The sequence below is a fragment of the Lentimicrobium sp. S6 genome (assembly GCF_013166635.1).
Taxonomy (GTDB): Bacteria; Bacteroidota; Bacteroidia; order Bacteroidales; family UBA12170; genus UBA12170.
Map to the genome: position 1 here is coordinate 1 of NZ_JABKBZ010000017.1, position 20795 is coordinate 20795.

16 protein-coding genes and 2 pseudogenes are annotated in these 20795 nt (G+C 35.2%); 12 read left to right on the plus strand and 6 right to left on the minus strand.

Going from position 1 to position 20795, the window contains the following annotated elements:
* Window positions 1-103 (plus strand): annotated as a pseudogene (locus HNS40_RS23115) (DDE transposase); the annotation flags it as partial.
* Here the strand turns inward: HNS40_RS23115 and HNS40_RS07855 are convergent.
* The 4 genes from HNS40_RS07855 to HNS40_RS07870 all read right to left on the minus strand — a co-directional run bounded on the left by HNS40_RS07855 (window position 78) and on the right by HNS40_RS07870 (window position 7498).
* Window positions 78-1412: an ATP-binding protein gene (locus HNS40_RS07855; protein ID WP_172279424.1), complete on the minus strand. Its 1335-nt coding sequence runs from the start codon at window positions 1410-1412 to the stop codon at window positions 78-80. The pseudogene HNS40_RS23115 and the gene HNS40_RS07855 overlap by 26 nt on opposite strands.
* Window positions 1412-2626 (minus strand): SIR2 family protein, encoded by a 1215-nt coding sequence (locus tag HNS40_RS07860; RefSeq protein WP_216664158.1) that lies wholly within the window; start codon window positions 2624-2626, stop codon window positions 1412-1414. Before HNS40_RS07860 ends, HNS40_RS07855 begins: the two co-directional genes overlap by 1 nt.
* A gap of 1133 nt (window positions 2627-3759) precedes the next feature.
* Entirely contained in the window at window positions 3760-6708 is a 2949-nt protein-coding gene (locus HNS40_RS07865; protein ID WP_172279426.1) for a GH92 family glycosyl hydrolase, read from the minus strand.
* Between the two features lie 400 nt (window positions 6709-7108).
* Window positions 7109-7498, minus strand: a complete 390-nt coding sequence (locus tag HNS40_RS07870; RefSeq protein ID WP_172279428.1) for a hypothetical protein — start codon at window positions 7496-7498, stop codon at window positions 7109-7111.
* A 97-nt stretch (window positions 7499-7595) separates the two neighbouring features.
* Between HNS40_RS07870 and HNS40_RS07875 the strand changes: the two genes are divergently transcribed.
* The 11 genes and pseudogenes from HNS40_RS07875 to selD all read left to right on the plus strand — a co-directional run bounded on the left by HNS40_RS07875 (window position 7596) and on the right by selD (window position 20315).
* On the plus strand, window positions 7596-9110 hold the full coding sequence (locus tag HNS40_RS07875) for a PAS domain-containing sensor histidine kinase (protein WP_172279430.1): 1515 nt from the start codon (window positions 7596-7598) through the stop codon (window positions 9108-9110).
* Between the two features lie 258 nt (window positions 9111-9368).
* Entirely contained in the window at window positions 9369-9599 is a 231-nt protein-coding gene (locus HNS40_RS07880) for a ferredoxin family protein (protein WP_172279432.1), read from the plus strand.
* Between the two features lie 24 nt (window positions 9600-9623).
* Complete coding sequence (locus HNS40_RS07885; RefSeq protein WP_172279434.1) at window positions 9624-10709, plus strand: 3-methyl-2-oxobutanoate dehydrogenase subunit VorB; 1086 nt, start codon at window positions 9624-9626, stop codon at window positions 10707-10709.
* Between the two features lie 3 nt (window positions 10710-10712).
* Entirely contained in the window at window positions 10713-11489 is a 777-nt protein-coding gene (locus tag HNS40_RS07890) for a thiamine pyrophosphate-dependent enzyme (RefSeq protein WP_172279436.1), read from the plus strand.
* Window positions 11490-11512: 23 nt separating this feature from the next.
* A complete protein-coding gene (locus HNS40_RS07895; RefSeq protein WP_172279437.1) occupies window positions 11513-12058 on the plus strand; it encodes a 2-oxoacid:acceptor oxidoreductase family protein in 546 nt (181 codons plus the stop codon).
* A 140-nt stretch (window positions 12059-12198) separates the two neighbouring features.
* A complete protein-coding gene (locus tag HNS40_RS07900; protein ID WP_172279439.1) occupies window positions 12199-12879 on the plus strand; it encodes a T9SS type A sorting domain-containing protein in 681 nt (226 codons plus the stop codon).
* Between the two features lie 111 nt (window positions 12880-12990).
* Complete coding sequence (locus HNS40_RS07905; RefSeq protein WP_172279441.1) at window positions 12991-14352, plus strand: hypothetical protein; 1362 nt, start codon at window positions 12991-12993, stop codon at window positions 14350-14352.
* Between the two features lie 100 nt (window positions 14353-14452).
* The gene (locus tag HNS40_RS07910; RefSeq protein WP_172279443.1) at window positions 14453-16111 is read left to right on the plus strand and encodes a S8/S53 family peptidase; all 1659 of its coding nucleotides are present in this window, start codon (window positions 14453-14455) and stop codon (window positions 16109-16111) included.
* 6 nt (window positions 16112-16117) lie between these two features.
* Window positions 16118-17761: a S8/S53 family peptidase gene (locus HNS40_RS07915; RefSeq protein ID WP_172279445.1), complete on the plus strand. Its 1644-nt coding sequence runs from the start codon at window positions 16118-16120 to the stop codon at window positions 17759-17761.
* A 352-nt stretch (window positions 17762-18113) separates the two neighbouring features.
* Window positions 18114-19196: pseudogene (locus HNS40_RS23690) on the plus strand (cysteine desulfurase family protein); the annotation flags it as partial.
* A gap of 84 nt (window positions 19197-19280) precedes the next feature.
* On the plus strand, window positions 19281-20315 hold the full coding sequence (selD, locus tag HNS40_RS23695) for a selenide, water dikinase SelD (RefSeq protein WP_371742928.1): 1035 nt from the start codon (window positions 19281-19283) through the stop codon (window positions 20313-20315).
* A gap of 98 nt (window positions 20316-20413) precedes the next feature.
* Here selD and HNS40_RS07925 read toward each other — a convergent pair whose 3' ends face one another.
* Window positions 20414-20572, minus strand: a complete 159-nt coding sequence (locus tag HNS40_RS07925) for a DoxX family protein (RefSeq protein WP_172279449.1) — start codon at window positions 20570-20572, stop codon at window positions 20414-20416.
* Window positions 20573-20583: 11 nt separating this feature from the next.
* The gene (locus HNS40_RS23700; protein WP_371742929.1) at window positions 20584-20784 is read right to left on the minus strand and encodes a DoxX family membrane protein; all 201 of its coding nucleotides are present in this window, start codon (window positions 20782-20784) and stop codon (window positions 20584-20586) included.
* Between the last annotated feature and the right edge of the window lie 11 nt (window positions 20785-20795).

The following is a 20795-nucleotide window of genomic DNA, read 5'->3' on the forward strand; positions in this document are numbered from 1 at the left end:
TGCGGAATCTTTCAATGCTAAAATAAAGCTTTTTAGATCTAACCTCAGAGGCGTTACGGATGTATCGTTTTTCCTCTTTAGATTATCAAAGCTTTTTTCGTAGTCCCCATAAAAATTAACTTGACCCGAAATCTCCCCCAAAACATAGTTTCAAAAGTTAACCTAGAAATTAAACCAACAGCTAAATCCATAGTATCAAATGGAACACCACCTAAGTCCAAAATAGTTATTGGCTTGTCATGATTTACCCATTCATTTAATAGGTCATCTAAATCTTTTGTAACTCCATCAAAATCTTCGGGATCAAAAATAAAGTCAACCCTATTGTCCAAAAGTTTGCCTCTAAGTTTATTTAAATATGAGGATAATAACTTATTGGTTGTAAATATAAATGGAGAAGAACCACCTGTGCCAGGTGGTATAAATTCTGGCAATTCAAGAGTTTCTTTATTTCCTTTCAGCTCTACACCTTGTCCATCCCTTTTATAAGCAATAGTATCAAAATCCCCCTTAGTGTTAACCGTTGCAAAAGTTTCAATATATAAATCATACCAAATCTGCTTCAGGTCAAATGGGATTGGTGAATTGACTGTAATTTGATTCTCGGGAATACTACCAGATTTCAAATCTTGCGATATAGTAATCTTCTGTTTTAGAATTTCTTGTTGTATTCTTAAATCCTGAGGAGAATCAATTGATTGTTTTTTATCAAATAGTATTAGTGCTAATTCATTGTAGGATAAACACCAATATGGAATTTTTAATTTATTCACACCGTCTAAAGAGTAAACTTTACTAAAATCCTCTAATGCAGTGTGATATTCTGAGTGTGGATCAATTAATATGATCTTAGCTTTAGGATAATTATTGGAATTAATAGCTTTTAATAAAGCGGTAACGGTATTAGACTTACCAGAACCAGTAGAACCAACAATTGTAGAATGTCTTGTTATTAATTTATCAATATCTAAAAGAGCAGGTATTGATTCAGAACTAGCAATATTTCCGATTTTAATATAATTTACATCCGTTACTTTGCCATAAATCTTTGTTAAATCCCTTTCTGAAACTAAATGAGCTTCATCTCCGATAGTTGGATATTGACTTATACCACGTTGAAAATTACCATTTGCCGAGCCTTCACCAACTAATTGAACAGTCATCCATCTATTCCCATATGGCTGCTGGTCTATACGATTTTCAGGCACTGAACTTGCTCCAACTTGTGAAATAATTCCATAAAGTAGAGTGAACCCTATTGGGATTTTTATAAAAGTTCCAATTTGGCCAATACGATAACCTTGCCCATCAACATAAACTAGACCTGATAGTGATTCATTTGATAATAAGATACGGACACTTGCCCCATTAACATCTTCGATTGTTCCTAGAAATGTAGCTTTACTTTTCATTAGTTTTCTTCATTTTCATTACCAACTAATTCTTGTAAAAAATCTCCTAATCTTGAAAAATCTCCAAGAGTTAATTTCCAAGAAATAATTTTACTTTCAGGGTTCTCAGGATCATCCTTCTCCTCTTTTTTTATAACATTTCCAATATTATCTTCAGCTTCAAAATCATCGACAGGTTGCCAATCCCCTTTTTTAGTTCCGATTATTGCCTTATCAAAAGCCCAAAGACTAATATTTGGTCTTCGTTTGGCTATTTCTTCAGCTCTTGGATAATCAGATAGATTTCCAAATAACAATGCAATTACCATTGAAGTAGGATTCGCTTTTAATGCATTTAATATTGAATCATTAATATGCTCATCATTGAAAGAATAGCCAGTTGATATCAAAACACTAGGCTCTTTCTTGATCGAACTTGTTAAACGGTCAATTAAAGCCAAATAAGGCATTTTTCTACTTTGGTCATATTTTAGATGAGAAGGATAGATCAAATGTGATTCTTGATTCTGAATATTGCTTCCAGTGCTTCGATGAACTGCATTTTCCGATTGATACCAATTCAATGAACCATGAATTTTCCATAATCTTGTCCAGTGATTCGGAATGGCATTTTCTTCAATTGCTCTTAGATCAAAGAACGTGTTTCTTGCACCTACAAAACCATCAAAGTATGGAACAGAGGTTTCTTCCAATGCTTGCTCCATTAATAAATCATAATTAGTTGTAAATATCTCAACGGCCTTTTCTCTATCAATTGAAGCTATCCAAGAAGCAAATTTATGATAGGGCGTAATTTCATCTGGCAACTCGACATTTATTAATTTTGCGATTATTAAACAAATTTGCTTTTCTAATTCAATTAATTCTTCTTGTGAAAAACCTCTCACAGCTCCCCCAATCGAGACTTCTGTTAATGACCTAGCAAAACTTAAAACCAATTCAATATTTTCATGATCTTTTCCATCTTTTTTAATTTCTTCTATAAACTCCGCATATCGTAGATGTACTTTATCCTCATTTAATAATTCGGCATTTACCTTTTGACTTAATTCCTTAATTGCAGGAATTAGTGGCCATTTGTCTTCAGGCATTTCAACTCCTAAAGGACAACCAGCAGAAAGAAAGAATGATAGAGGTTTCTTATCATTTGATAATGTCTGACTTAAAAATCTAATCTGCTTTATTGGGTCATGTGAATTTTTCATGTTTTTCATTCTTTGCGTTTGCTATAGCAAGCTCTTTTATTTATGAGAGGCACGAGCAAAAATAGATGTGCTTGATGTGTGACTATTTTTAGCTTGTGGGTAACGTCTGCATATAGTCTATTGTTTCTATATCTCTTTTATATTTTACAAAAAGGTGTTCTTATGCCCCCAAATATCAGGAATATAAACAATATACACACTCAAAGTATTTTGAGTTCATCATATGCAATATCAATAAACCATGAAATTTAGTATCTAAATAATAGGGATAAACTGGAATAGTAGTGTTTCATGCTTTAAAGTATTTGCAAAGGCGAATATAGTGAATATATGATTTGTATGATATAGGTTAGATAAATTATAGTGGTTCTAAATAAGAGGAGGGTATGGAGAGTTCATTATTTACTGGTATTATAGACAATTTGTGGCACTACATTGGAAAGTTAGGGAGAGTGAAGTACGCTTGAAAAGATATGAATAGTCCATGGAGAACGCTAATTTTCGCTAATTTTTATCTGTGTCATTCGTGATCCACAGTGGACTAAATATTTCTTAATTGGTAATTATTCTAATGCTTATAAAAGCTTTACTACAAAGGAACTCAAAGGTGTTCACGAAGTGCCACTAAGGGTTTTTGAACATGATTTATCATCCGTGTCATCAGCGTAAATCCGTGGAGCCCTTTTCTAATTCATTAATCAGCGAAAATTAGCGTTCCTCTTTTTACAATCTAATTAGCTATAATTCGTGGACCAATTATTTTTTTGCTTCTTATCTAGTTTCTTCTTTGAGAACCTCTGAGTCTTCTCTGTGCAACTCTGTGTAATAACTTAACCACAAAGGAACCCAAAGGTTTTCACAAAGTGCCACTAAGGGTTTTGAGCATGATTTATCATCCGTGTCATCAGCGAAAATTCGCGGACCAATTATTTTTTTGCCTCTTATCTATTTACTTCTTTGAGAACCTCTGAGTCTTCTCTGTGCAACTCTGTGTAATAGCTTTACCACAAAGGAAATCAAAGGTTTTTACAAAGTGCCACTAAGGGTTTTGAGCATGATTAAATCATCCGTGTCATCAGCGAAAATTCGCGGACCCTTTATTCTAATCCATTAATCAGCGAAAATTAGCGTTCCTCTTAAGATTACTTCAATACAATCTCATCAGCAAACATCCAAGTATCCCCACCAGCACCCAAATGCCATGCTGGACAAGGACCTGCATTCTCTGCCACAATCTTTACATATTTCACGCGCTTCGACTTCATCTTAACCCTAAAATCATGAGTGATAGGAGACTTTTTCATATCGATATCATTATCTAAACTACCCACCAATTTCCAGTTCTCTTTATCATTAGAAATATAAAAACTCACCTTCTTTGGGAGGAAAATCCAAGAACCTTGATCCTGAATAAAGGTCATGGTGAGCTCACTGAGTCTTTTCTTTTTGGCAAAGGTCACGATGGCCTCCACAGGAGTGTTATAGAATCCTTGCCATGTACCGGTTTTAAAATTATGATTTCCTCTGATATTGTCTATTAGGGCCAAATCGCCTCCTGCTGCATATAATGGACTATAGGCATAGGTGAGTTCTAAACTCTTACTGGCATCTATTTTATAGAATTTACTTTCTATACTGGCGCTTTCTCCCCATTTGGGATGGATAGACTTTATTTTAAAGGAAGTTGACCTATTAATAAGGAGTGGCTTGGTATAGAGCTTAGATTGCGCTGTTGGCTCACTGCCATCTATGGTATAATAGGTTTTGGCATCCGTAACAGGATTCACCATTTCTATTTTCAAGTCGTCTTTAAAAGTCTGAGTCTCGCTGATGATGGTCGGAGGAGGGCATATCAATAAATCTGTGATTTCCATTTGAGGTCTGCTGCTCTCGTCTTGCCCGTAGGTCTCATTGGCTGCTGCGCCCATATTGAAGTTTAAGATTCCTCCACTGGCTATTTCTTCATGAGTGATATAGCTGCGTAGGAGAGGAGACGAGTTCATATTGGTAGATTGCACATAAATATTTTGCTTACCATAATTCTCCGCTTTTATTTCAAACATAGTCCCATTGTCGAGTCTTAATTTCACCGATTCAAAAATAGGTGTACCTATTATATAGTCATTGCTTCCTGGTGTAACAGGATAGAAGCCCATAGAGCTTAAAACATACCATGCCGACATCTGACCACAATCTTCATTACCACTCAAACCATCGGGTTGATCGTGATATAATTCGTTCATGATTTGTGATAATACCTTTTGTGCTTTCCAAGGTTCTCCCACAAAATTATATAAGTATGCCATGTGGTGGCTGGGTTCGTTTCCGTGTGCATATTGACCAATTAAACCTGTAATATCCGATTGGTGACGACCACTTAATTTCATTTCGGTTTCGAATAACTCGTCCAGTTTTTTACTGAAATTCTTTTCTCCACCATGTAAGGCTATCAATCCATTCACATCCTGTGGAACAAACATACTATACTGCCAGCTATTGGCTTCGGTAAAATGGAAGTTTACTTCTGTTGGACTAAAAGGCTTTTGCCATTGCCCGTTTATTTTGGCGCGCATAAAACCAGTAGAAGCATCATACAAGTTCTTATAATATTGAGCTCTAACTATAAACTCCTCATAAATATCGTTTCTTCCTAAATCCTTTGCCATCATGGCGATACACCAATCATCGTAAGCGTATTCTAGGGTTTTAGAAACCGATTCACCTTCTTCGTCCGCTTTGATGTATCCATATTCTTGATAAGAATCCAATCCAAATATATTTTCCCTAGCCCCTTTTATCATGGCATCAAGAGCCTGATTGGCATCAAAATCACCAATTCCTTTGGCATAAGCATCATAGATCACCGGAACAGCATGATAGCCAATCATACAATTGGTTTCGCAAGCAGCTAATTCCCAGACAGGAAGCAAGCCATCCGCTTCATACATCAAGAGCATGCTCTTAATCATGTCGTTAACTCTTTCAGGATGCAAAAGCGTTAATAGGGGATGTTCGCCACGGAAAGTATCCCAAAGAGAAAATACAGTGTAAACAGTGTGATCTGCTGTGTGTACCTTTAAATCGTGACCTCTATATTGGCCATCCACATCCGACCAAGTATTGGGAGCTATTAAGGCATGATAAAGTGCCGTATAAAAGATAGTTTCGTCTTTTTCTTCCCCTTTTACTTCAATTCTGGCCAGTTCTTTTTCCCATTCTTTTTGAGATTCCTTCAAGGTTTTATTGAAGTCCCAATGAGGAATTTCGGCTGCTAGATTCTTTTTGGCTCCTTCTACACTAACAGCAGATAAGGCTACTTTAGCCAAGATTATTTCGCCATCCTCCGTATCAAAGTCGAACCACGCTTGAATGTCTTTTCCTTGGGCTTTTTTTAATCCTTTATTGATTTCTCCTTCTAGCTGAATGCCAAAATCTTTAAAGTCTTTATCGAATTCAATCACAAAATAACAATACTGATCATTGGCCCATGAAGCCGATCTTCTTAATCCAGAAATGGTATGATTGTCTTCTATATTAATAATGAGTTCGTGAATCTTTTCCGTTCTAACAGCTTCTTTTAAATCTAAAATAACATGAGAGGATTCTGATTTTGGAAAGGTGTATTGGTGGAAACCAGCACGACGAGTGGCGGTGAGTTGCACGTCTATCTGATAATCATCGAGCAAGACCTGATAAAATGCGGGCGCTGCTTTTTCATTATCATGAGAGAATTTAGAAATATAACCCTCCTCCGTATTTTCTTTAGTTCCAGGGCGTAGTTTTAAATCACCAACTGTAGGCATCAATCTGATATCGCCATAATCACCAACACCAGTTCCGCTCAAGTGGGTATGAGAGAATCCTAGTATTTGAGAATCAGAATAGTGATAGCCAGAGCAGCCATCCCAATCATCAATTCGGGTATCGGGGCTCAATTGCACCATACCAAAAGGAGTAGTAGCACCTGGGTAGGTGTGGCCATGGCCTCCAGTTCCAATAAATGGATCTACCTTATTTATCAGCGGATTATTGTTGGAACAGCCCAGCAAGAATAAACCAAGAATACCGAATAAGAAAATTTTAGTTCTCATAATATGTCTACTGTGTTTTAATGATAATGGTCCAATTCTATGTTCTATCCTAGTCCTAATGTATGTGTTCAGAATGATAATTTAATTTATCCAGTTGATGAATACACTGTTCAAGTTCCCTTCTAATTGGCTTATTTAAATTTAGGCTCAAATATATGTTTTTTTCGTTTTCATTTGTATAATATTGCCCTATCAAAAAATAAATATAAGTGGGTTTAATATCGATTGTTGCTGATGTGTTTTAGGGACTGTTAATTCTTTATATAGAAAGGGAAATTTAGGTTCTAAACAAAATATAGGGTAAGGTTGAAAAAAAGCTTCTAAGAAACAGAAACTAAAGATAAATCAAAGAGCCAGCTTATATAGGCATTCACAATTCACAAACCCGTAAGAACCTTTCTCACTCAAAGGCCTCTTTTAATTTGATAATCACCTGTTTCTCCTCAGTCACAATACCACCATAGGCTTGGGCTACTTTTAAAACGGAGTTTAAGCAGAAATCCTTTATCCAATCAGGGAATAATTTCTTGTTTTCTAGGTAATAAGCAAGGAATTTATCCAGTGCGATATCTGCAGGTATTTCAGCATGATAGCTATTTAGAAAACCGCTATCAGCGAGTAATTCATTAAAATGTAGAACTTCGTCATTTGGCACATCAGCTATGTTTTTAAGTTCATTTCTGGTAATTTTATGAAACTCTTCTATTTCTTCCATTTGAACGGTAGAATCGGAGATGGCGATTGCGTAAAGCAGGTTGCCAAAGGCAAGGTAAAAACTATTGGGTAGCATAGGTAAATTGTTTATAAGTTGGTTAGTGCTAATATACTAAATTCTTTTTTAGTATTCAATAATTTCGTTATTTTGAAGAATCGAAATGCAATTTACTATGAGATTATTTGGAAAAAAGAAAAAAACGGAGATTAATCAAGCAAACGGATACCTAAAACTCGATGATTTAAATGGAATATTTGGAATCATCGTTTTGGATACAGCATATGAAGTGGTGTCTGTAAATGATAAAATGTTAATTAGATTGAGTTTATCTTCCGATGAATTGATTGGTAAATCAATTAATACGCTATCTACTTCAATTATTGGGACTGAGTTTCACGATGGATTCTGGATTGAAACATTGGCTGCAAACTTTTTCAGCAATCAAGTTCAGGTTCTGAATAAAGAAAGTGGGTTAGTATCTTTCCAATTAAAAGTAGTGAAAAGCTCTGAAGGTTTTTTTACTCTTTTATTCGATGAAATACTAATCACTGAAAAGCATGAAGAAATTCCTGTTGCTCCAAATTTGAATAATGAATTATTTTTAGAACTCATTAAACAAACTCCAGATATTATATGTTTCAAAGATGGAGAGGGGAAGTGGTTATTGGCTAATGAGGCAGACTTGAAATTATTCCATCTTGAAAAGGTTAAATACTTTGGGAAAACTGATGCTGATTTAGCAAACGAAACCCATCCAATGTATAAAAGTGCATTTAGTACTTGTATGCAAACAGATAAGGAGTGTTGGGAGCAAAAGAAAATTTCCAGACGTGATGAAATCATCCCATTAACAAGTGGTGATGAAGCTATCTATGATGTCTTTAAGATACCTGTTTTTAATGAGGATGGAAGCCGAAAAAATCTGATAGTTTTAGGTCGAGATGTAACTGCTCGTAGACTCGCAGAAAAAGAACTCGTTAGCGCAAAATTACGAGCGGAAGAATCTGATAGATTGAAGTCTGCTTTCTTGGCTACTATGTCTCATGAGTTAAGGACTCCTCTAAATGCCGTTATTGGTTTTGCTAATCTCATCTTCGATGAGGAAGACCTTGTCGAAATTAGAGATTATTCAAGAATCATCAATAATAACTCTAATGTACTTCTTAATTTAATAGAAGATATTTTTGATATCTCATTAATTGAATCAGGACAAATGCAAGTCTTAAATGGGGAGTTTGATGTAGTGAAAGCTATTAATGAAGTATACGAAATATTCCCTGTGGAAATCAGCATGTTAGATAAGATGGATATTGACTTTAAATTAAATATACAAGCCGAAGGGATTCTGATAGATAGTGATGTTTTTAGGTTCAAACAAATACTTATGAATCTGGTTAGGAATGCACTTAAATTTACTGAAAAAGGCTTTATACATATTTCCTTCAAAGCGCTTGAAGATACCATTGAAATTGAAGTGAAGGATTCTGGAATAGGTATTTCTAAGGATAAATTAGAACAGATATTCGAAATATTTGAACAAGGAGAAACAGGCTATAATAGAAAATTTGGAGGTGCAGGTTTAGGACTTTCTATATCAAAAAAGCTCGCCATAATATTGGGAGGCGATATTCGTGTTACCTCAAATTCTGGGCTGGGTTCCACTTTCATTTTATCGCTTCCTAGATAAAAATAGAGCTCAATAAAATTATAATTTTAGATTTCAGTATTTTACCGATCTACTTGATAGTCTTTCCTCTATTTTTTTAGTAAAACCACAACTGTTTGTCTAACAGTACTTTATTTTGTTCGTAAACGCACATCTTGTGAAAATCAATTTATAATATTTCTAAATTAAGTCTAAGCATTTGTGAGGGCTTCTGCCGACTAATATTTCTCCTCTAAATTGATTAATTTCGCAGGAATTGAAATATTAAAATCTATAAAAATGGCGAAAGTAAAAGGTGCAATTGATGTGGATGTAGAAAGATGCAAAGGCTGCGGTGTTTGTGTTCCTGCTTGTCCAACAGATGTCATACTGTTAGCAAAAGAAGTAAATGGTAAGGGTTACAACTATGCATACATGGAAAATCCAGAAGCATGTATTGGTTGTGCGAATTGTGCTATTGTTTGTCCTGATGGAGTTATCTCTGTTTATAAGGTTAAAATAGCAAGTTAATAATAATATTAAAGACATATATATATGGCTGAAGTAAAATTAATGAAAGGTAATGAGGCTGTAGCTGAAGCCGCTATTCGTGCTGGTTGCGATGCCTATTTTGGATATCCCATCACTCCTCAGTCAGAAGTGATAGAATATTTAATGATGGAACGTCCTGAAGAGAGAACTGGAATGGTTTGTCTTCAGGCAGAAAGCGAAATTGCTGCCATCCATATGGTTTATGGTGCTGCAGGTGCTGGTAAAAAGGTGATGACATCATCTTCAAGCCCTGGGATTAGCCTTAAACTCGAAGGAATTTCATATATCGCTGGTGCCGAATTGCCAGCCGTTATTGTAAATGTAGTTAGAGGAGGACCAGGTTTAGGTACTATCCAGCCTTCTCAAGCTGATTATTTCCAAGCTACTAAAGGTGGTGGACATGGAGATTATAGAATGTTAGTTTTAGCTCCTGCTTCGGTTCAGGAAATGGCTGACTTTGTTGCTGATGCTTTTGAATTAGCTTTTAAATATCGTAATCCAATTTTGATTCTTTCTGATGGTGTAATTGGCCAGATGATGGAAAAAGTAATCATGCCAGAACAAACTCCTAGAATGACAGATGAGGAAATCAAGGATAAGTATGGTGACTGGGCTACTATTGGAAAGCCAGAGACTAGAGAAAGAAATATAATTACTTCTTTGGAATTAGATCCTTTCAAACAAGAAGCACATAACATTAAGCTTCAAGCAAAATATCAACAAATGTGCGAAAATGAAGTTCGCTATGAGATGATCAATTGTGAAGATGCTGAATATGTATTTGTTGCTTATGGTTCTAGCGCTCGTATTGCTCAAAAAGCAATGGAACAAGCAAGAGCTAAAGGTATTAAAGCTGGTATTTTTAGATTGATCACCCTTTATCCTTTCCCTATGAAGGAATTGAATAAATTAGCTGATCAAGTTAAAGGGTTCTTAGCTGTTGAAATGAGTGCTGGCCAAATGATAGAGGATGTTAAATTAGCTATTGAAGGCAAGGCTAAAGCTGAGCATTTTGGACGCTATGGTGGAATTATTCATTCTCCTGAAGAGATTTTAGAAGCTCTGGAGACACAAATTATTGGAGGATAAATCATGGATATTAAAGAAATAATGAAACCCGAAAACTTAGTTCATACAAAAACTAAGAACATGACTGACAAAGAGCTGAGCTATTGCCCAGGTTGTGGTCATGGTACTGCTCATATGATTACTATGGAAGTAGTTGAGGAAATGGGTATTACTGAAGAAACTATTGGTGTTGCTCCTGTTGGATGTTCTGTTTTGGCATACGAATTCATGAATATCGATATGACTCAAGCTGCTCATGGTAGAGCTCCAGCTGTTGCAACTGGTATCAAAAGAATATATCCTGAAAAATATGTATTCACCTATCAAGGTGATGGTGATTTAGCTGCTATTGGTGGTAATGAAACACTTCATGCTTGCAATAGAGGAGAGAATATTGTTATCATCTTTGTGAATAACGGTATTTACGGTATGACAGGTGGTCAGATGGCTCCCACTACTTTAAAAGGTATGAAGACTTCAACATCTCCTTATGGTCGTGAAATCGAAACTATGGGAAGTCCATTAAAAATGACTGAGCTTATCGCTCAACTTCCTGGAGTTAACTTTGTAACTCGTCAGGCTGTTCATACTCCTGCTGCTGTGCGTAAAGCTAAAAAAGCCATTAAAAAGGCTTTCGAGGTTCAGAAAGGTAAAAAGGGATTAGCATTTGTTGAAATCGTATCTAACTGTAATAGTGGATGGAAGATGACTCCAATCGATTCTAATAAATGGATGGTTGATAATATGTTCCCTTATTTCCCATTGGGAGATATTAAGGTGGACGGAAATTTTGTTAAATAATAATCAGCTAAAAACTAGAAATTATGACAGAAGAATTAATTATAGCTGGATTTGGTGGACAAGGTGTTCTTTCCATGGGTAAAATTTTAGCCTACAGTGGAATCATGCAAGATCAGGAAGTAAGTTGGATGCCAAGTTATGGTCCTGAAATGCGAGGAGGTACTGCTAATGTTACTGTAATCATCAGCGATGATAGAGTAAGTAGCCCTATCTTAACTCAATATGATACTGCTATTATTCTTAACCAGCAATCAATGGATAAATTTGAGGAGACTGTTAAACCAGGTGGTGTATTAATTTATGACCCTAATGGTATCCTTAAACACCCAACTAGAAAAGATATCACGATTTACAAGATTGAAGGAGCTAAAATAGCTGCTGAGATGGGTAATTCTAAGATTTTCAATATGGTAATATTAGGTGGTTACCTAACTGCTCGACCTATTGTTAAATTAGAAAATGTAATCCTTGGTCTTAAGAAATCTCTTCCAGAACGTTATCACAAATTGATTCCTCTGAATCAAGATGCGATTACACAAGGTATGAAAAGCATAGTCGAAGTGCAATAAGCGACTATAACCAAATGAAAAGTGAGCCGTTACATTTTATGTAGCGGCTTTTTTTTTGTCCATATAGTTTTGAAATAAAAGTATTTGATATTTATACAATTAGGTGCTACCTTTGGTATCCAACTATAAATGCATTGATTATGAAAAATTGTTATAATATTATCATCTCAATTATATTATTCTATTTTATTTCAATCTCCACATTTGCACAGATAAATGATACAGTTTCTCATATAGGAGATGATTGCTTAGGAAAAGATTATGTCAATAATTTTCAGTTTTATTTCGAAAATGATTCCTTATTTATTGGTGGTGAAGTATTAATGAATTGCTGGGATCATAATTATTTATTCAGAGAAGTTAGGCAGGACAGTGTTTTCTTAATCGCTGCTGATACTTGCATGGATAATTGTACATGTCATTTTAATTTTTCGACAGGTCTAGTAGCTCCAGATTATAATGAAATTTATGTCTCAATTGGTTATTTGTGCTTAATTGGAGATTATCAATATGAGCATTATTTAGATACCATCATAAATAATCCATTAGTAAATATTCAATCAATGGGAAGGAATAATGATTTTATTAAAATTTCTCCAAATCCAATTATAAATCAACTTAATATAAGCTTGGAAGATTCTGGTGATTATATTAAGAACATAAAGATCTTTCAGATAAATGGGAGAGAGGTTTATAATCGACATTGCTCGAATAAATCCCATTTGCGAATTATAGATTTTTCTCATTTCGATAAAGGAGTATATTTTATTAGTATTGAGTCTAATAAAGAAATCTTCATTAAAAAGATAGCTAGAATCTAATTAGAATCCTCAAATCATTAATGGTTTGGGGATTTTTTTATTTAATATTTTTTTATATTTGCTGATATAACTATTGTGATACATATTGTTCCCAATTAAATATCATCTATTATGAAGAAAATGCTTTTTTACCTATTTATCTTATTTGCTATTTCCATTTCTTGCAAAAAAAAGTCTGATGTTGATGGTACACAACCCATTATTGAAGAGACTAAATACTTTAATTTTACCGTTGGACCCAATTATAATATTGATAATGAATATAAAAGAATTAGAAATTGGGTATTGGTGTATTCTGAAGAAAATGAGTTGCTCATTAATTTGGAATTGGAGAATGAAAAAGAGTATAGCTTCAATGATTTAGAATTACCTCAAAGTGGTTTGAGCTTGCAGATCATAACTTTTGAAGAACAAAGAGGTATTAATGATACAGTTTTTAATTGGCAAGATAAAGTGTCTTTTGCAATATATGAGGATGTTATGCCAGATCTTTGGAAGTTTACAAAAAGCGAAAGCAAAAAAAATGAACCTATTGGTACTTTTGATGTAGAGCTTCAAGGTTTTGAACTTCGAGATTTCCATATATCAGAAATGAAATCATCTTGTGAATATGCAAATTCAATCTATAATTCGAATGAATATCAATTGAATAGATATATTGATAAGGAATATTTATGGATATTCGCCATGAACGAAAATGAAGCACCCAATTTTAAAAAAACATCAAATATTGTTTCAGATACTCAGTTTATCGTAAACAATAATGATTTAATGGTAATGAACGATTATGTTGATGTTACCCTACCCCAAAATGAAAGCATGTTCGTATACCTTGAGTCAGAGGATGATTATAGTAGTGAATATTGGGATTATAATATAGTATATTACAATTATTTTGATGGTGGAGAAACATCCATTAGAGCTTACAATCCAGGAGAGGTATTCCTAGGTTATTATAGTTACTATCGTGCTAGGATGGGAAATGTTAATAACTATCAACTCACTTCTCGAGGAAACATTCCAAATCAATTAAAAACACTAGGCATTGATTTAAGTCTTGGTAATTCAAATATTAATGATGTTAAAGCTACGGTAACTGGTAACGCGGATTTGGGAACTCTTCGTTGGAAGTATGATAGTGCTGACGAAGAAATATTTTTTGACTATAGGGTGAATTTTCCTTTGGATTCTGAAATAAATTTTTCAGCACCGACTATTCCTGAAAATGTGATTGCAGAATTACCTGCAGAATTAAATATTAATAGTTTTGAATATGATTATTTCTTGGCAAATGAATATGATGTTTTCAATGGTTATCAAGACTATATTCAGTCTTATTATATTGATAATTTTGATTTGTATTCTCAGAGAATAGAAAGGCAATGGCAATATATTTATCAAAATAGTAAATCTATGGAAGAGAATAATGATAAGGAAATCATTGAGAGTTTAAAAAGAAACCCTTATGAGTAGCATTTGAATTTTGTTATAATTTTCCCAATGAGTCAACCCTTTTTAAATAAAGGCTGTCTATACTTCGTTAATATGTTTATTTTTGGGAAAAATTAGATAGATGAAGAAATTATTAAGCCTTGCATTACTTTTATTTGTTTTCTTAGTTGCAGAAGCTCAGGAATATAAATATGCGGTTCATTTTACACATAAGAATTTTACACCATATAGTGTGGACCAACCAGAGGAGTTTCTCTCACAAAGAGCTATTGATCGTCGTGCCAAATATAATATTCCAATTATTGAGGAGGATTTACCTATAGATCCAGAGTTAATTGAAAATATCCTGGGTTTAAATGATAATTTTGAATTAATTATTCATGTAAAATGGTTAAATGCCATTATTATTTCAACACCAGATTCTACAGATGTGGAAATTTTGGATTTGTTAGATGATGTGGAAAAAGTAGTACAAGTTTATAATTCTAATTTTAAATCTTCGAAAAGTGATAAACTATCCTTTGATCTAAAAGAAGAACAAATATATGCTCCTCACAAATCTACTCAAGCCTACGATTCCGCTTTCTATGGAGGAGGCTGGGTACAAATCAACCAACTTAAAGGTGAAAAACTTCATGAGCTCGGATATAAAGGTCAGGGTATGGTAATAGCAGTTTTAGATGCAGGATTTGTGGGAGTTGACGAGCGACAAATATTTCAGTCACTTTGGGATAATGACCAAATTCTGGGAACGAAAAATATGGTAGCTCCAGGAGAAACTGTGTTTGCCACTCATACTCATGGAACAGCTGTGCTTAGTACCATGGGAGGTTATTGGGAAGGGAATTTAGTAGGAACTGCACCCGATGCCGATTATTGGTTAATTAGGACCGAAGATGGCGCTTCTGAAGCATTAATAGAAGAATATAATTGGGTGGCAGGTGCTGCTTTTGCTGATAGTGTTGGTGCCGATGTTTTAAATACATCCTTAGGGTATACCACTTTTGATGATCTACGAACTGACCACACATGGGAAGAATTAAATGGTGATTTAACCATTATTACTAGAGGTTCGAATATGGCATTCCGTAAGGGAATGTTGGTGGTGAATAGTGCAGGGAACTCAGGAAATAGCTCTTGGAGATATGTTGGTGCACCAGCAGATGGATACCAAGTTTTTAGTATTGGAGCAGTTGATGGTAGTGGGAATATTGCAAGTTTTAGTAGCCATGGCTTTCCTTGGAGTGATGATATAAAGCCGAATGTGGTGGCAAGAGGAGCTGGGGCATATGTGGCATCTGCGTTTAGCGATGTGGTTGCACCTTCTAATGGAACATCATTTTCAGGTCCAATTATTGCAGGAATGACCGCTAGCCTTTGGTCTGCCGATCCTACAGTAAGTCCAAAGATGGTAAAACAAGCCATACAATATAGTGCCAATAGATTTAATGAACCGGATACCCTTTATGGTTATGGTTTGCCTGATTATGAAAATGCTTTGGGGATTTTAGGAATGGAAAATCTTCAATCAGAAAACCAAAATATTACTGTGGCTCCTAATCCTGTTTCTGAATCATTTTCTTTGGATCTTCAAACCAAAGAATATTTTAGTTTCACCATGAGGATATTCAATATTCAAGGAGCATTAATAGAAGAAAGAAAAATGAACTGGAATGGAAGTCCGTTAAACATAGACATCAAATCATACACAAGAGGAATCTATTTTGTAGAGGTACATGCTGCAAATAGAAACTCACAAATAAAAATCACCAAATTGTAATCAATCATGAGGAATATTTTTACTGTTTTACTCTTGAGCTTTAGTTTTGCATTAATGGCTCAGGTAGCACCAAATTATTATGCAATTAAATTTACTGATAAAGATAATAATACCTATACACTTGATAATCCTGAAGCGTTTTTATCTGCAAGAAGTATGGAAAGAAGAGTAAATCAGGGGATTAGTTATGATCTAACAGATTTACCTATCACTTCTTCGTATGTCAATCAGGTTGCAGAAATAGGAGTTGAAGTGAAACGTCAAGTAAAATGGATCAATACCATATTAGTTAAGACTACAAATCCGACATTAATTGAAGAAATTCTTGCTTTGTCTTTTGTGGAGAGTGCTACAAAAATTGCCGACGTGAATGCTAACCCTCCTATTAAACCTAAAAACTTCTTTGAAGTAGAGGAGGAGCTAGAACAAAATAATATTCAAGCATCAAGACTAAAATCCACTTCTACATTAAACTATGGTCAGGCCACTGAACAAATTGAGTTGATTAATGGTATACCATTGCATGATATGGGATATCAAGGACAAGGAATGGTGATTGCCGTTTTAGATGGTGGTTTTATTGGCGTTCCTGATAGAATTGTTTTTGATTCTCTATATGCCAATGGACAGATTTTAGGAGCACGAGATTTTTGCTCTGAAGAAAATGACCCATTTGCAGGAAGTACTCATGGTACTAAGGTTTTATCTACCATGGGAGCCAATTGGCCTGGTCAAATGATAGGTACCGCTCCAAAGGCAGATTATTGGTTATTAAGAACGGAATATACCGATTACGAAAATATTATAGAAGAATACAACTGGTTGGTTGGAGCTGCATTCGCTGATAGTGTTGGAGCAGATATTATCAATTCTTCTTTGGGTTATACTACATTCGATGATTCAAATTTCGATCATACTTGGAATGAAATAAATGGAAATACAGCCATTGTTACAATCGGAGCTGATTTAGCTGCTAAAAAAGGTATTCTACCTGTAAATAGTGCAGGAAATGATGGAAGTAGTTCATGGCAATATGTTGGATTTCCAGCTGATGGTGATAGTGTTTTTGCAATTGGAGCAACTGATTATTCTGGGAATATTGCTTCTTTCAGCTCTAGAGGCTATCCTATGGATTCTCGAATTAAACCAAATATCTGTGCAGTAGGTTCTGGAACAACAGTGGCAGATGCTTACAGTGATTTTATTAGCTCGGCTAATGGTACTTCTTTTTCTTCTCCTACTATTGCAGGTATGACTGCATGTTTATGGCAAGCAAATCCTGAATTTAATAATAAACAAATAATGGATTTATTAGAAATGTCAGCTTCTCAGGCTTCTAATCCAGATAAAACTTATGGTTATGGAATTCCTGATTATGAAGCAGCCAATGCTTTTGTGGGAATTGAAACTTCCCCTCAAAAAGAAACTGCTTCTTTTGAAGTTTATCCAAATCCAAGTAGAGATTATATCCATTTATCATTGCAAAGTGATATTTCCGAATTAAGGATATACTCCAGTAATGGACAACTTATCTATCAAACCTACGGAAACCAAACAGATATTAATGTTTCTAAATTGAATACTGGGATTTACATGATTCAGGTTGTGATTGGAAATGGGGTTTCTCAATCGAAATTCTATAAAGAGTAAGAAAGGTTTTGAATGGATGACAGATGACAGATGACAGATGACAGAAGTTGGAAGACTGCTCCATCAACTTGTCGAAGGATAAAAATAATAGATGATTCTTAAGTGAAAGAAACTCAACGAAGCTAAAAACTGCCTAGTAATAATTTGCTAGGCAGTTTTTTTTAACCAGTTAGCTTTCTATTTGTGATTCTTATTCACTTTACCAGGGCCTCACTTAGTTGGGTTTAATGGATGATAGCCTCCTTGGATTAGTTTTTCTTGGCCAACAGCCAACAGCTAATAGCCAGTAACCAACAGCCGACAATCAATAATCAGAATGCTTTACCTATATTTGCTCTTTAAATAAAAAAACATGATATACCTAGATTATAATGCCACAACACCTATCGACCCTATCGTAGCGGAGGCTATGAGACCTTATTTAGAGGTGTATTTTGGCAACCCGTCCAGCTCACATCAACTGGGTGCCGAAACTAAAAAGGCCATAGAGAAGGCTCGTAAACAAGTGGCTGATTTGATAGGAGCAGAATCCTCCGAAATTATTTTCACAAGTGGAGGAACGGAATCGAATAATTATGCTTTAAAAGGAGCGGCCTTTGCCAATAAGCATAAAGGGAATCATATTATCACTTCAAGTATTGAGCATCCCGCTATTTTCGAAGTATGTAAGTATTTAGAAAGAAATGGTTTTGAAGTGACATACTTACCTGTTGACGAATTTGGAATTATCCATCTTAAAGATTTAGAGGAGGCCATTAAAAAAGAAACCATCCTAATTTCTGTGATGCATGCCAATAATGAAGTAGGTAGTATCCAGCCCATTTCTAAAATTGGTAAAATAGCCCAAGAAAGAGGTATATTGCTTCATAGTGATGCAGCGCAGTCCATTGGAAAGGTTGCTGTGGATGTGAAGGAAATGGGATTGGATTTGATGAGTATTGCTGGCCATAAGCTTTATGCGCCCAAAGGAATTGGTGCGATTTATATAAAAGAGGGAGTTGTATTAGAAAAGCTGATGCATGGTGCAGATCATGAGCAAAATATGAGAGCTGGAACAGAGAATGTTTTGGAGATAGTTGGCTTGGGAAAAGCGGCTGAAATGGTGACAGAGAAACTCAAGGATTATCAGCTTCATTATGCAAATATGCGTGATATGCTATGGGATTCATTAAAGAAAGAATTACCTCATATCAAGAGAAATGGTCATGCTGAAAAATGTTTGGCAAATACCTTAAGTGTTTCCTTTCCTAAAATTGAAGCCAATACTTTAATTGCAAGATTAGAAAATGTTGCTGCATCCGCTGGTGCGGCTTGTCATTCCGAAAGCATTGATGTATCTGTAGTTTTGGAAGCCATGAATATACCTTTAGAATTTGCTATGGGAACAATTCGGTTTTCAACTGGTCGTACAACATCCAAAGAAAACATAGATGCCGCAGTTAAAGAAGTGGTATCAAATGTGAAAATATTAATGCCAAAAGCGGATGGTTCTACAATTCATTTGCCTGAAAATCGAGATATTTCTAAAATTAAACTTACTCAGTATACCCATGGCTTAGGCTGTGCTTGCAAAATAGAACCTCAGAAATTACAGCAGGTTTTGAAATCTTTGCCTCAAGTTCATGATGTAAATGTATTGGTGGGGACAGATACTTCAGACGATGCAGCTGTGTATCGATTGACTGATGAATTGGCTTTGGTTCAAACTCTGGATTTCTTTACACCAATAGTGGATGACCCGTTTCAGTTTGGAGCTATTGCTGCGGCCAATGCATTGAGCGATGTTTATGCCATGGGTGCTAGGCCTATCTTTGCTTTAAACATAGTTGGATTCCCTGAGGAGGCACTTCCTATGGAAGTATTGGAATTGATTCTTAAAGGTGCCCAAAGCAAGGCTGAGGAAGCTGGTATCCCTATTTTGGGAGGACATACCATTGAAGATCCCGAACCTAAATACGGAATGGTGGTTAGTGGTTTGGTTCATCCTGACCAAATGATTAAAAATAAAGGCGCAAAAATAGGGGAGGTCTTGGTTTTAACTAAGCCCATAGGAACAGGAATTATCTCTACCGGAATAAAACGTGGTTTAGTAAATGAGAAAATAGCAAAACAAGCCATTGAGTTGATGAGTTCCTTAAATAAAATACCAGCTGAAATCATGTCTAAATATGACGTTTCTTCATGTACAGATGTAACAGGGTTTGGATTAATGGGGCATTTGAAAGAAATGGTAGAATCTTCTGATGTAACTGCTGAAATTAGTTTTGATGCCATTCCTTTTATTGATACAGTAAAGGATTTAGCTGCTGCCAATATTATTCCTGGCGGAACTTATAATAACCGTGATTATGTAGAGCATGTAGTTGACTTTGGAAAACTTTCTCGTACTTCTCAATTATTGATTTGTGATGCCCAAACTTCGGGTGGTTTGTTGGTTTGTCTACCTCCAGCTCATGCAGAATTATATGTAAATGAATTAAAGAATTTGGGTATGAAAGATGTGACTATTATTGGTGAGATTATTCAGGAAGGTAGTGGAATAGTCATCAAATAAATCAAGCCTTACCTATAAAAACCTCAATAAAGTACGACACTCTTTATTTAGAGAGAAGAACTTTATCAAGGTTTCTATTGTTATTCAAGAACCATCCTCTATGCTTGCATCTTTTTAATAATATCATCAAGACTATATTTTCCTGGGCCATAAACAAAAATCACTATTAACATTACTAAATAGTAGAAGGGTATTTCAAAACCACTGTTTCCAGCTTCCCAACCATTACCAAGGTGGACCGTAAGAATGGCAACCATCCTAACAAAAATTAAAGGAATAGAAATAAGTCGAGATCTAAAACCAAGGGCAAGTAATACGATACCAGTAGTTTAGTTCCGGAAGCCATGTGGGCATAGAGCTTCGGGAGTGGATAAGTCATACTGGCAAACCAGCTTGTTACGCTGTCTATATCGTTCCATTTATTCAGGGCTAGTTTGTAAAATCCATAAGCCAAAGTAATCCTGATGATTTATTATAGAT